The organism is Aquirufa sp. ROCK2-A2, from assembly GCF_054558485.1.
Window position 1 is genome coordinate 1 of the sequence record NZ_JBPXKA010000011.1, and the last position, 13,726, is coordinate 13,726.

Consider the following 13,726-nt stretch of genomic DNA (forward strand, 5'->3'; position numbering starts at 1 on the left):
CAACTTCTTTGCGAAGTTCTTCCGAAAAGATCAGCTGAACTCTAAATGATGTTTTTTTCATGTTTCTTCTTGTTTAAAAAGAAGAAAGATGTGTCAACTTTTTTCAGGCACCGTCAGTAATAGGTAAGAGGTAAAAGGTAAGAGGTATACTTTGACAGGCTCAATAATCTTTTGACGGAATCATCATAAGCCATACGCCCTAATGAATAACGGCATTTTTGATTAGAAAAAGTACCTTTCAGGCTTTTAGTACAAAACCCTTATTGTTCTGCTATGAAAGTGAAATATTTGTTTCTTGCGACCATCTTTTCAACAAGCCTTTTCGCACAAAATCAACCAAAACTAGTTGCTCGAAAAACACAAACATTAACAATCAAGAACCTTCAGTTCAAAGATTTAAACAAAAACAATCAGCTCGACAAATACGAAGATTGGCGTTTACCAGTGGATGCTAGAGTTAAAGATTTGGTATCAAAAATGACATTGGAGGAAAAACTGGGTTTTATGCTCATCAGTACTACTCGGATGGCAGGCGACAATGTCTTTGCTCAAGGGGTTCAAGCTGGCCCAAGAACTCCGATTACGGAAGGTTTTAACGAAGAGGATTTGGTACAAAATACGAATATGTTCACTCGCAAACCCTTGGGAGCACCCAATATGGCAGCAGCAGGAACAACAAAAGGGGTTCAACAATTTCATTTGCGCCATTTTATTTTAAGAGCCAATACTAGCCCATCCACGATGGCAAAATGGTCCAATAATCTTCAAGAACTTTGTGAAGCTACTCGTTTGGGAATTCCAGCGATTGTGGCATCCAATCCACGAAATCACGTTACGACAGATGCCTCTGTCGGACTAAGCGTAGGAGTAACAGCCTTTTCAAAATGGCCCGGCGAATTAGGTTTGGCGGCTATGCGCGACTTTGCTTTGACCCGTAAATTTGCGGAGACTGCTGCTCAAGAATGGAAAGCAGTTGGTTTACGCAAAGGGTATATGTACATGGCTGATTTAGCCACGGAACCTCGCTGGCAACGTGTGGAAGGCACTTTTGGCGAAGATGCCGATTTAACTTCTAACATGATTCGAGAAATCGTTTTGGGATTTCAAGGTAAAAACTTGGGAGTCAATTCTGTAGCCATGACCACCAAACACTTTCCAGGAGGAGGGCCACAAGAGGGCGGACAAGATTCACACTTCGATTGGGGAAAATTTGCGCATTACCCAGGTGGCATGTTTGATTTCCACTTAAAACCCTTTAAGGCAGCCATAGAGGCAGGAACTTCGGCCATCATGCCCTATTATTCAGCTCCCAAAGGAAAAGAATTTGAAAATGTAGGATTTTCATTCAACAAAGCTATGATCAATGATCTTTTGCAACAAAAATTAGGCTTTCATGGAATCATCAATTCGGACACGGGCCCGATTGAGATGATGCCATGGGGAGTAGAAAATTTAAGCATTATGGAGCGTTACCAAAAAGCTTTGAATGCCGGAGTGGATATTTTTTCAGGCGCAGCTGATCCAAGCACTTTGATTGAGGTAGTTAAAAAAGGAATGGTTAGCGAAGCACGTATAGACCAATCGGTAGAAAAATTGTTGAAAGAGAAATTTGAACTAGGCTTATTTGAAAACCCCTATGTGGATGTTGAAAATGCAGTAAAAATCGTTGGGAATAAAGAAGCAACAGAATTTGCTAATTTAGCTTTAAGAAAATCCATCGTATTATTAAGAAATAATCAGAAGGTTTTGCCTTTGGTAAAAAAGACCAAAGTGTATTTTGAAACCTACATGAATACGGGTAGAAATGCCGATGTAATCAAAGTTGCCAAACCCAATTACGACGATAAAAACATTGAATTTGTATCAACCAAAGAAGAGGCGGATGTTATTTTACTTTGGTTAATTCCAAGTAGCGGCGGATTATTTAGCTCCCAAGGAACAAAAATTGATTTGAATCTTTCTGCCAACCGAATCGATGTTAAACATGCCAATGAATTGATTCAGTCGAAACCAACGATTGTCGCCATCAACTATACGAATCCATGGGTCATTGAAGAAATCGATCAAGCCAATACCCAAACAATCATTGCGACTTTCGGAACAACACAAGAAGCGCTTTTGGATATTGTGACAGGTAAATATAATCCAAGCGGAAAAATGCCATTTACCACGCCAAAAAACATGCAAGTCGTGGAAGAAAACAAATCTGATGTGCCGGGTTACTTAGAAGGCCCGAATTATCCTTTGTTTAAATTCGGAGCGGGAATAGGGTATTGAGGTATGAGGTAAAAATGAGAATTTATACATCATAGGCTTTTCCCCATTTATATAACTCCTGCAAAATGGGTTCCAGTTTTTTGCCTTTTTCGGTCAGGGTATATTCTACCGTTGGCGGGATGGTGGGATAGGCTTTTCGCGTAAGAATTTTATTTTCCTGCATGGATTTCAACTCTTTGACCAACATTCGGGTGTTGATTCCTGTAATGCCATGTTCTATTTCTTTGAATCGCTTGGTTCCCTGTAACAAGAAGTAGATGATGGAAAAGGCCCATTTACCTCCTAATATTTCAACTACGTTTTTTATGGGACAATTTTCATCCGAAATTTCTAATTTTTTTTCTTCTTTTGAGGCCATGGACTTAATACTTTACTTAGTGTTATTACTATACAAATGTGTTCCTACTTGCAAAAGTAAAGTGTTGGATTTAGTTTTGCAAAATCATTTTTAAAACTTCATCCATTATGAATCGTGTATTATTTATACTAACCATCGAAACAGAGAACCTGCCCGCTAATTTTCCAGAAATTATCCAACATGAAAGAGCTGTTATTGCCCAATGGCGCGAAGAGGGTATTTTGGAGCAACTTTTTCTTCGTCCAACTCGAAATGGCGCAGTCTTAATTTTTCAAGGAATTGAAGAAACCGCTGTTCGTGAATTGGTTAAAACGCTTCCTTTGTATCCATTCATGAAATCGGAAGAGTTCTTTCCTTTAATCAAGGATTTTTAATTCAACTAGGATCCAACTTTTTGATATTGGGGACATTTTCATAAGGAGACACGCTATTTAAAATAATTCTAAATAAGCTTGCGTTGTATGGATGTGTCCCTTACATTTGTGCATTATTTATAATTAGTCTAAATAAATATTGAAACCAAATGTATCGTTCCATTCGCCTAAGTGCCCTTTTTATCTTTATCTCTGCTGCCATTTTTGCCCAATCATCTGCTTTAGTCGGGATTGTCAATAATGCTCAAAATCAACCAGTTCCGGGTGTTTCCATCCAAATATCCGAATTAAAGAAAGGTCAAATGTCTGATGAAAAAGGAAATTTTTCTTTTCCTAGCTTACCAAGCGGCAGCTACACACTCAAAGCCTCTTTTGTCGGATTTAAAACTCTTATCCAAAAAATCAATTTGGAAGAAGGTAAAATGCTGAACCTCGGGTTGGAATTGCTGGAGTCTTCTACCGACTTAAAAGAAATTGTCGTAGTCGGGTATGTGAGTCAAAATGAAAAACCGATCAATATTGGTAAACTGCCCATACGTCCAATGGATTTGCCGCAAAGTGTGATGACCATCGACAAATCGCTGTTGGATGCGCAACAAGTGCGAAGCATGAGCGATGTGTTGATGAACACCAATGGGATGTACATCATGGGAACCACGGGCGGTTATCAAGAAGAAATTTCGGCAAGAGGATTTGCCTTGGGTAGTTCCAACACCTTTAAAAATGGAATGCGATTTGCCAATGGGGTCATGAGTGAATTGAGTGGGGTGGAAAAAGTGGAGGTTTTGAAAGGGAGTTCCGCAATTTTGTTTGGGAATGTGGCTGCGGGTGGCGTGTTGAATTTAATTACTAAAAAACCCAAATTTAATTTTGGAGGTGAAGTAGGATTGAAAACAGGTTCATGGGATTTGTTTAAACCTAGTGTTGATGTATATGGTGGCCTCAGTAAGCATGTTGCTGCTCGCTTGAATGCGTCTTACGAAAAAGCCAATAGTTTCCGAATTGGGGTAAGTTCCAGCAGGGTTTATGTTAATCCATCTTTGTTGTTTAAACTCAGCAAAAACACAGAATTATTGCTAGAAGCGGACTATTTGGAAGATCAACGCACGCCCGACTTTGGTGCAGGAATCATTAATTACCAAATCGCCAATATCCCAAGAGAACGTTTTTTAGGCATTGCTTGGTCGAATATTCAACAAAATCAGGGAAGTATAACGGCAACTCTGACGCATCGCCTAGACGAACGATGGACCTTAAAAACTCTTTTTGGTTTACGTCAAAATTCCTTGGATATCATTTCCAACATGCGGCCCAATTCAGGAACTTTTGTTGCAGAAGATGGCCGCTGGGTACGAAATTTACAGAAATCCAAGATCAATGAAAACTATGGAATGGCTCAGGTGGATTTAATGGGAAATCTGCAAACAGGTTCTGTCAAACATCAAATATTGATCGGGGCAGATACCGATTATTATTTGACCCTTACTCAAGCTTTTCAAAATTACCTATCCTACGATACCGTTAACGTATTTGGTACTCGAAAGTACTTGGCCCGTACAGATCAACCTGTGTTAAATCCTTCCACCACCACCACTGCTCCGGTTAATCGAGTAGGGGTATATGCGCAAGATTTGATTCATTTGAGTAATCGGTTTAAATTATTGGCGGGATTGCGCTATTCTTACCAACAAACCACCAGTGAGCTTTATACGTTTAGTTCTCAGAAAACGTCTGTTTCCAACAACTACGATGGTGCCTTTTCACCTCGTTTGGGATTGGTGTTTCAACCAAGCCAAGCACATTCCATTTTTGCGAGTTATTCCAATTCTTTTACCTTGAATACCGGAGTAGATATCAATAACAAAGCGCTTCCGCCTTCTTTGATTGATCAATACGAAGTTGGAGTAAAAAATGAATTGTTTAATGGTTTACTTTCCGCGAATTTGACGGCCTACCGAATTTTGAATAATAATTTGGCTCAAAATGTATTAGTCAATGCTACCACCTATGCCTATACCAAAGAAATGGTCGGTTCGGTTCAAAGTGAAGGATTGGAACTGGATGTAAGTACTAAGCCTTTTGCTGGATTTTCATTTACGGGAGGGTATAGTTACAATGAAACCAAATATGTGAAAAGCAACACGTATGTAGAAGGAAGTTTGTTGAAATACAATCCGAATCATACAGGAAATTTAGGCATTCAATACAAGAAAAATGGATTGCAAATGGGAATTACAGCGGTGTATTTGGGACAACGATTTGCTGGAAGATCCACTCGAATTGCTGTGGCGAATGATGCCTATCGCTTGATTGAATTACCCGATTTTACCCAAGTAGATTTTACCCTTTCATACCGATATAAAAATGTCATGGTACGTGGGAAGGTGGGCAATGTGGGTGATGTTTTGAGTTATCATGTTCACGATGATAACTCGGTTAATCCCATCAATCCCCGAAATTTTAGTGCAGGAATTTCGTATGTTTGGTAAAATTTATTCCAAGCTATTATGACCTTATTAAAAGCTACTCCTATTCTTGCCTATTTAGAACGTGAAGCAACGATTACTTTTTATCAGAATTTAGGTTTTGAAAGTAATGCAGCATGGGATGGCTATTTGATGTTTCATCGAGATGACATCAGCATTCATTTATGGTGCTGTGACGATGAAAATATCCCCAAGAATACCGGTTGTTATGTATATGTGAATGAAATAGATGAGCTTTATGGACAATGTCAATCACTAGGCATTGTCCACCCCAATGGCAAATTACAGCACATGGCTTGGGGCATGCGGCAGTTTAGTATTTTGGACAATAGCGGGAATATTATCCATTTTGGACAAGAAATGAAATGATCTAAAATCGGTAACCAACATTGACCATGAATCGATAGTTTAAGCGATTAACGTTAATGTGTTCTTGGCTGTCGATTTCTTGAGGGTTTATAGCAAAGTTGTATCCTGGGATTTTTTCAGCTATAAGGCTTTGAACATTATCATAAATACTTTTTTTGTCGTCAGCATTGATGTAGCCATTTATTTTCGCATTGATATCAAAATTTCCTAAGCCTGGTCCAAGAAAAATGATATCTGCCGCAATCCGATCAGACAAGACAAATTGATATCCCATTTCTACACCTATGGTATGAATTTTCAAATCAATATCTGTAATTAAATCGCCATTGTACTGCGGCGACTGCACGAACCAATAATTGTTTTTGGAAAAAGAATTAAAGGAATAATAGGGGCCAACATAAATCCCTCTGGGTGCTTTGAATTTATTTTCCGTAGGCAAATAAAAGCGGTATTCCATGGAAAAATGGTAACCCGGATTATCTTTTGTTTTGGTTAAATTGATTGTTGTTTGGTCTTTGCTAAACGATTTTAGATTTAAGCTGGGCAAATGATTGACACCGAAATTGACCACAAACGACTGATAGGGTTTAACAATGTGTTCATACCCAATTATAATGTTATCAACCCCCAAAATAAGGGGGTTGGAAACATTGTATCTAAGGGTATTTTTTCTTCCTTGACCCAATAGGGCGATGGGAAGGAATAAAAAGATAGTTAGAATGGATTTCATCTTGATTATTTAATTTTTATTTCTCCAATGAACGGAATGGTATTTTGCATGGCAGATTTGATTTGCGATTGAATATACACTTCCAATTGGATCAATTTCGCTGCTTCAACTCCACCTAATAATTTCTTGAATTTTTTAAAATAGACGTAATTCAACTTTTCCAATTGCACATTATTCAAAATAACGTCGCCTACTAATTCATTTGCTTTGGTATCTGTTAACTGAAAGTAATTATTCGCGTAGTCATTGATGATCTCAAAACGCTTAGTTCCTAAAGCTTGTCTTTTTGTTTCGTACTGATCATAAGTTGCCCAAAATGCATCTTGTTTATCTACAGGAGCTTTTATATAGCTAGCAATTAATTCTTTTTTCCCCATTCCAAAAAGTGTTTGAATAATTTGTAATTCATCTTTTTGTGTGTTTTGAGCGTTGCCAAAAAAGGAGATAAGAAATAGACCCGTGATTAAAATTGTTTGTTTCATGATTGTTTTTTTTATGGTTAATGATTGGTTAAATATGGATTTTGTTAATCTCTAAACTTCGATCTCGCTTCTCTTTCTAAATCTAAGTATTGCGCTTTTTCAATGGTTATGCCGACTCCGATGATTTCTCCTCCCGTAAATGTGCCAGGTGTTTTGTAGGATTGACTCACGGAATCACCGCTATCGTAACCGACGCACAAACCATCGCCAGAAAGGGTAAATTTGCCCGGCTGAGTACGCATTGGGCCTTCTGCTACCACTTTATCGTTGATGTATAATTTCATCGTACCGATTTGCTCTCCATTGGCACCTGTTTTTTCTCGATTGAATTCCATCCCCAACACGTATTTACCAGCTTGTAAGGTGCTGGTCGAGGTGAATTTTTGTTCCGGTTTTATACCTAGGAAATTATAGACATAGTGTAATTTATGATCTTTGATAAACAATGAATGTCCGCCAAATCTTGATCCATGGGCAAAAATAACCCCATTAGCATCGGCATCTGTGATTTCAACATCTGCCAATATTTTGAAGGAACGACCTCTCACATTTGCGGCAACTCCTTCTGGAACGGGTGCAGTATGTGGGTAATATATGTAACGATCACGTGCTTTTTCTTCGGATGGTCTTTCAAGCGCCAATTGCACCACTGGTTTTCTATCATCCAAGGGTAATACCAAATTTTTATCAGCCTCTTCAAACCATGCATCAACAAGCGATTTTAGTTTGTCAGGATATTGCTTAGCCAAATCATTGGATTCTGCTCTGTCTACATCCACATGGTACAATTCCCATTCGTCTTTTTCAAAATTACCTTGTCCCGTGATGGGTACGTGTTTCGCAACAGCTTTCCAGCCATCTTCCCAAATTGCGCGTGTCCCTAACATGGCAAAATATTGCCTTTTCTTTTGGGTTTTAGCATCTGGCGTGCTTTCAAAGGAGTATTTCATGGATACGCCTGACAGTGGGTATTGATCAACCCCTTTGTACATTTTAGGCATTTCTAATCCACAAATTTCTAGGATAGTGGGTACAATATCGGTTGAATGGTGAAATTGATTTCGAACTTCTCCTCGTGCTTGAATGCCTTTTGGCCAAGAAATGACCAATGGATCGCAAGTTCCTCCTGCATAATCTGAATAACGCTTGAACATTTTGAAAGGGGCAGAGAATGCCGCAGCCCAACCTGTTGGGAAATGTTCGTAGGTATCAGGTCCGCCCAATACATCGATGTATTTCATATTTTCCGCTAATTCATCTGGATAGCCATTGAAAAACTTATTTTCATTCACGGATCCATTGGGGGAACCTTCTCCAGATGCGCCATTATCGGCAGCATAGATGACAATCGTATTATCTAATTGACCCGTTTTTTCCAAATAATCCACAATTCGTCCGATTTGAACATCAGTGTATTCTGAAAATCCAGCATATACCTCCGCCATACGAGCAAAGAGTTTTTTCTCTTCCGGCTTTAATTGATCCCATGGGCGAACATAATCGCCAGGAGCAGCGATATCATTTGAAATGGGATTAAACGGAGTCAGTTTAGTGTCTTTTGGCACAATACCTTTCGCAATCATACGTGGTAAAACCCATTTTCGGTAAGCCTCATATCCTTCATCAAATTTCCCTTTGTATTTAGCAATGTATTCTTCGGGCGCATGATGTGGTGCGTGGTTGGCACCCGGGCAATACCACATGAACCAAGGTTTAGACGGATTGGCTGATTTTTGATCTTTCAAATATTGGATAGCCTTGTCTGCTAAATCTTTTGATAAATGATATCCTTTTTCAGGGCCATAAGGCGCTTCAATAAAGCTATTGTCTTCCACCAAATCAGGATACCATTGGTTGGTTTCTCCACCCATAAATCCATAGAAACGGTCAAATCCCATTTGGGTGGGCCATTGTTTCCGACTCGCACCGGAAGAAATATCTTGTTCAGGAACGTTGTGATTTTTACCCAACCAAAATGTACTCCAACCATTATCTTGCAAAACTTGGCCAATGGTAGCTGTTTGTGCAGGGATACGTCCATGTGCCCCTGGAAAACCATTGGCCCCTTCTGTAATGGCTGCATTGCCGGTTAAATGATGGTTTCTACCTGTTAATAAGGTAGAGCGGGTAGGAGAACAAAGGGCAGTGGTATGCCATTGGGAATAAATTAATCCGTTTTTGGCTAATTTATCCAAGGTGGGCATGTTCACTGCACCACCATAGGGAGACCAAGTCGCAAGACCTGTATCATCAAATAAGACCAATAAAATATTGGGAGACCCCGCAGGGGCTTTTTTGGGCGTGTAAGGTGCCCAATCGGGTTTAGAGGCGCGAACATCCAATTGGATCTCGCCTTTGAAATTTTCGGCTCGCACTTTTCTTGGATCTGCCTGTGCCAAGGCAATTTGTGAATGTACAGATAAGCTTAAAATGGCTAGGGAAAGCATTTGTCTCATCGACGTAATCATGGTTGGTTTTAGCATAAAAAAATGAAATGTTTAAAATTTATACTCAATAAAAAAGGTATTTGCGTTCAAACTATTGGGGTTAAAAGTCTTATAAAAGGTCTCGAATTTATAGGCGATGCTCCATTCTTTGTTAAGGGATGAACGAGTGTATTTCAATGAATATTCCCTTGAGTTGGTGTACCTTTCTCCAGTAGAAGGATTGTCCATTAAAAACCATTCAACTCCAGGTTTAATGGCATGCGAAACGCTTTTGTTTTTTGTTTTACCTAGATCAAGATCCAAAAGGACTCGGTATCTCAAGCGATTATAATTGTCGTAATCGTAATATTCGCTATAGAAATAATGCCGCCATTCTGTTTTGACATATTGATGGAAAGTTAGGCGGTCGGTCACTTTGGACTTTAAGCTGACCATTGCCCAAGGACGTAATTCGTTGTAGTTGGCCGTTTTCTTGTCCGACACCAAGTAATTATCCAAACCTCCAGCGATGGACCAATGATTCTTTAGATCTTTTCGATACCAAACACTCAAGCCAAAACGATTCCAGCCCGACTCCGTTAAAATGTGTCGCCAATTTCCTTCTACAAAAAAGGTATTGTTGGGGGTAGTTGTGAATTGCTTTCCGGCCTCCGTTTCGACAAAGACTTCCTGTGCTTGACTGGAATAAGTAAAGAGGAGGGATAAAAAAAGAATGACTCTGTATAATTGTTGGTTAGGCATTGGTAATCAAAATTCGCAAAGAATTTTATTGGTAACAGATTGCAAAGGTATATTCAATTTTAGAAAATTCAAATTTTCCTTTTCATTTATGTTCATCTAGTTTTCCAAAAATGGACATTGCCACGGAGTAGAGAATGAATTTTAGGGCCTTCTCCCTACAAATCAAACCCAAATTGAATATTTTTTGACTATGTTTGGAAATCAATTTTATCGCTTTTTTTAACCAGATGGATCAATTATTGTTGAAACAATGGTCATTTACCTCAAACCTAGACATATTTATGAAAAATTGGTTTCTCCTTGTCTGCCTTTTTACTTGCTCAGTAAAGGCACAAATCCCCGAAGGGAAAAAGGTCATTAGTTCCTTGTACATCTACGATTTAGCCTCTGGCAAATCCGAGTTGATTCTAAAAGAAAACAGGCATTTTGAAGCACCCAATTGGTCGAGGGATGGTCAATTTTTGTTGATCAATGCCTTGGGGAAATTGGAAAAAGTGAGTCCAAAAGGAGAAAAGTTAGGCACATTAGCCACCGGATCTGTCCAAAAAGCCAATAACGACCATGGCTATACTTTTGATGGAAAAACCTTATTTATCTCTAGCGGAAAGCCGGAAATCAAAGGCGGAAGTTCTTTTATTTACAAAGTTGATGCAGCCGGTGGAGAACCCATTCAGTTGACACCCTTAACGCCCTCTTATTGGCATGGCATTTCCCCCGATGGTAAAACCATGGTTTATTGTGCGGCTAGAAATGGGAATTATGATGTGTACCAAATGGACAGCGCGGGCGGAGAAGAAATCCGTTTGACTTCCACCGAAGGATTGGATGATGGTCCGGAATTCTCACCCGATGGCAAGTACATTTATATCAATTCCTATCGAACTGGCATGATGCAGATTTGGCGAATGAAACCCGATGGTTCAGAACCAGAGCAAATGACTTTTGATAACATGTCCAATTGGTTTGCGCACATTGCACCCAATAACAAAGTGGCAACCATCATTTCCTATATAGAGGACCAAAAACAAAGTCACCCCTTTGGCCACCAAGTCAAATTGCGTTTATTGAACTTAAAAACCAAGAAAATCAAGGATTTAACCGATGCCTTTTACGGCGGACAAGGAACGATCAATGTTCCCTCTTGGAGTCCAGATGGCAAACAATTCGCGTATGTGCGATATGAATTGAATTAGGGAAGAGAGGAAAGAGAAGAGAGAAAACGGGGAGAGAGAAGAGAGAAAATGGGAAAAGAGAAGAGAGAAAACGGGGAAAGAGAAGAGAGAAAACGGGAAAAGAGAAGAGAGAAAACGGGAAAAGAGAAAACGGGGAAATTTAGTTATTAATGCGAATTAAGGGTTAAAAACTAAAATTCAGGATCTTTTCCAATAATTGTGGCTAAATCAAATTTAATTACATTTTTCCTGGCCAACAATGCAATTTTCTGGCTAATTCATTTTCTATGGCATTTCTTTTTTTGAAAAAAAGAAACAAAAAAACTTATTAGCCGCAAGTTAATCCAAGACGAATCAGCAAGCTGACCGATTTTCACTTCGCTATCGGCTATTTTCTTTGACCCTGACGCACATCGCCCTTGCGCATTGTCAAAGCTCCGCCTACCGCTGCGTTCAAATCTTTCGTTGGGATTAACCAAAAGTTCATTGATGAGCTTGATTAGTTATCAATTATTAGTTATCAGTTATTAGTTTTCCTCTTTTCTCTTTTCCCATTTCCCATTTTCCCGTTTTCTCTCTTCTCTTTTCCAGTTTTCTCTCCTCTCTCTTCTCTTTTCCCACTTCTTTTCATAAATTGTACGCCTAAACAACTTATGAAAATGAAAAACGATAGCCAAGCATCTAGAAGAAGATTCTTACAACAAATTGGCGCAACAAGTATGATTGCGGCGGCAGCGCCCTTGCAGTCATATGCAGCACAACAAAAAGCCGAGGAACGTATATTGATGTACGAAAGAAAAATATCTGCCGGTGAAAAAATACGAGTAGGTGTTATTGGATTTGGTGTACAAGGACATTTTGATTTGGCATCTGCCTTGAAAGTGCCGGGTGTTGAGCTGGCAGGAATTTGCGATTTATATACGGGACGCATCGAGAATGCCAAAGAATTATACGGCAAAGACTTATACACGACACGTAATTACAAGGAATTATTGGACAGAGCCGACATTGATGCGGTGATCATTGCTACGCATGATGTTTGGCATGCAAAAATTACGATTGATGCTTTGGCTAAAGGAAAGCACGTCTATTGCGAAAAACCCATGGTTTATAAAATAGATGAAGGCCAAAAAGTGATTCAAGCACAAAAGAAATACAACAAAGTGTTGCAAGTTGGTTCACAACGGGTAAGTAGCATTGGTTTAGCGAAAGCCAAAGAATTATTGGCAGCGGGTGAAATAGGTCAATTAAACATGGTGAATGCGGTTTATGACCGTCAAAGTTCCATTGGCGCTTGGGAATATACCATCCCTAAAGATGCGGATGCCATGACAACCGATTGGGGCCGTTTCATTGAAGCGACTGGAAAAATGGAATTTGATGCGAAAAAATTCTTTTGGTGGAGAGCCTTCAAAGAAGTTGGAACAGGCGTAGCGGGCGATTTATTCATTCACTTATTGAGCGGTACGCATTTTGTGACGAATTCATTGGGACCGGAAACTATCTTTAGTACAGGACAATTTAGTTATTGGAAAGACGGACGTAATTTGCCGGATGTGATGTCGGGCATTATGCAATACGGTGAAACTCCTCAGCATCCAGCTTTTCAATTGACCTTGCAAGTGAATTTTATCAGTGGTACAGGTGGACAAGAGGTGACACGTTTCATCGGTTCAGAAGGAGTGATGGATGTAAAAGGAAATACGATATCGATTAAGCACAGTTTAATGCCAGAAGCCCCTGGATTTGGTGGTTATGATTCGGTATTTACTTTCTCCAAAAGCATGCAGGAAGAGATGACGAAAGAGTACAATGAAAAATGGACTGAGTCGCAAAGAAAGAGAAGAATCAAAGAAGACATTTCTTTCAAGGCCCCAGCGGGATACGACGAGCACGTAGATCACTTCACGAATTTCTTTGATGCGATCAGAACGGGCAAAACGGTGGTGGAAGATGCGGCATTTGGCTTCCGCGCTGCTGCCCCAGCCTTAGCCTGTAACGAAAGTTATTTCCAAAAGAAAATCATTCATTGGGATCCGGTGAATATGAAGTTGAAATAAAGAAGAGAGAAAACGGGAAAAGAGAAAAGAGAAAAGAGAAAATGAGAAAAGAGAAAATGAGAAATTTAGTTATTAATGCGAATTAAGGGTTAAAAACTAAAATTCAGGATCTTTTCCAATAATTGTGGCTAAATCAAATTTAATTACATTTTTCCTGGCCAACAATGCAATTTTCTGGCTAATTCATTTTCTATGGCATTTCTTTTTTTGAAAAAAAAGAAACAAAAAAA

11 protein-coding genes are annotated in these 13,726 nt (G+C 39.3%); 6 read left to right on the forward strand and 5 right to left on the reverse strand.

Annotated elements, in window-relative coordinates; genetic code table 11:
- Positions 1-273: 273 nt before the first annotated feature.
- On the forward strand, positions 274-2,277 hold the full coding sequence (locus V7S76_RS12055) for a glycoside hydrolase family 3 protein (protein ID WP_459510375.1): 2,004 nt from the start codon (positions 274-276) through the stop codon (positions 2,275-2,277).
- Between the two features lie 22 nt (positions 2,278-2,299).
- Here V7S76_RS12055 and V7S76_RS12060 read toward each other — a convergent pair whose 3' ends face one another.
- Positions 2,300-2,635 carry a winged helix-turn-helix transcriptional regulator gene (locus V7S76_RS12060; protein ID WP_459510376.1) on the reverse strand — a complete coding sequence of 112 codons (336 nt, stop codon included), beginning with the start codon at positions 2,633-2,635 and terminating at the stop codon, positions 2,300-2,302.
- Between the two features lie 107 nt (positions 2,636-2,742).
- Here V7S76_RS12060 and V7S76_RS12065 point away from each other — a divergent pair, with 107 nt between their 5' ends.
- The 3 genes from V7S76_RS12065 to V7S76_RS12075 all read left to right on the forward strand — a co-directional run bounded on the left by V7S76_RS12065 (position 2,743) and on the right by V7S76_RS12075 (position 5,864).
- Positions 2,743-3,009 carry a muconolactone Delta-isomerase family protein gene (locus tag V7S76_RS12065; protein WP_459510377.1) on the forward strand — a complete coding sequence of 89 codons (267 nt, stop codon included), beginning with the start codon at positions 2,743-2,745 and terminating at the stop codon, positions 3,007-3,009.
- Positions 3,010-3,158: 149 nt separating this feature from the next.
- The gene (locus V7S76_RS12070; RefSeq protein WP_459510378.1) at positions 3,159-5,498 is read left to right on the forward strand and encodes a TonB-dependent siderophore receptor; all 2,340 of its coding nucleotides are present in this window, start codon (positions 3,159-3,161) and stop codon (positions 5,496-5,498) included.
- 18 nt (positions 5,499-5,516) lie between these two features.
- Positions 5,517-5,864, forward strand: coding sequence for a VOC family protein (locus V7S76_RS12075; protein WP_459510379.1), 348 nt, complete (start codon positions 5,517-5,519; stop codon positions 5,862-5,864).
- A gap of 1 nt (position 5,865) precedes the next feature.
- On the opposite strand, the gene V7S76_RS12080 is transcribed toward V7S76_RS12075, so the two are convergent.
- The 4 genes from V7S76_RS12080 to V7S76_RS12095 are packed head-to-tail and all read right to left on the reverse strand — an operon-like array spanning position 5,866 to position 10,264.
- A complete protein-coding gene (locus V7S76_RS12080; protein ID WP_459510380.1) occupies positions 5,866-6,594 on the reverse strand; it encodes a DUF3575 domain-containing protein in 729 nt (242 codons plus the stop codon).
- A 5-nt stretch (positions 6,595-6,599) separates the two neighbouring features.
- Positions 6,600-7,076 carry a hypothetical protein gene (locus V7S76_RS12085; RefSeq protein WP_459510381.1) on the reverse strand — a complete coding sequence of 159 codons (477 nt, stop codon included), beginning with the start codon at positions 7,074-7,076 and terminating at the stop codon, positions 6,600-6,602.
- 44 nt (positions 7,077-7,120) lie between these two features.
- Positions 7,121-9,559 (reverse strand): arylsulfatase, encoded by a 2,439-nt coding sequence (locus tag V7S76_RS12090; RefSeq protein WP_459510382.1) that lies wholly within the window; start codon positions 9,557-9,559, stop codon positions 7,121-7,123.
- Between the two features lie 15 nt (positions 9,560-9,574).
- Positions 9,575-10,264, reverse strand: a complete 690-nt coding sequence (locus V7S76_RS12095) for a porin family protein (RefSeq protein WP_459510383.1) — start codon at positions 10,262-10,264, stop codon at positions 9,575-9,577.
- A 281-nt stretch (positions 10,265-10,545) separates the two neighbouring features.
- Between V7S76_RS12095 and V7S76_RS12100 the strand changes: the two genes are divergently transcribed.
- Together V7S76_RS12100 and V7S76_RS12105 are read left to right on the forward strand one after the other, a co-directional pair.
- Entirely contained in the window at positions 10,546-11,457 is a 912-nt protein-coding gene (locus V7S76_RS12100) for a TolB family protein (RefSeq protein WP_459510384.1), read from the forward strand.
- Between the two features lie 638 nt (positions 11,458-12,095).
- Complete coding sequence (locus V7S76_RS12105) at positions 12,096-13,496, forward strand: Gfo/Idh/MocA family protein (protein WP_459510385.1); 1,401 nt, start codon at positions 12,096-12,098, stop codon at positions 13,494-13,496.
- Positions 13,497-13,726 lie beyond the last annotated feature (230 nt).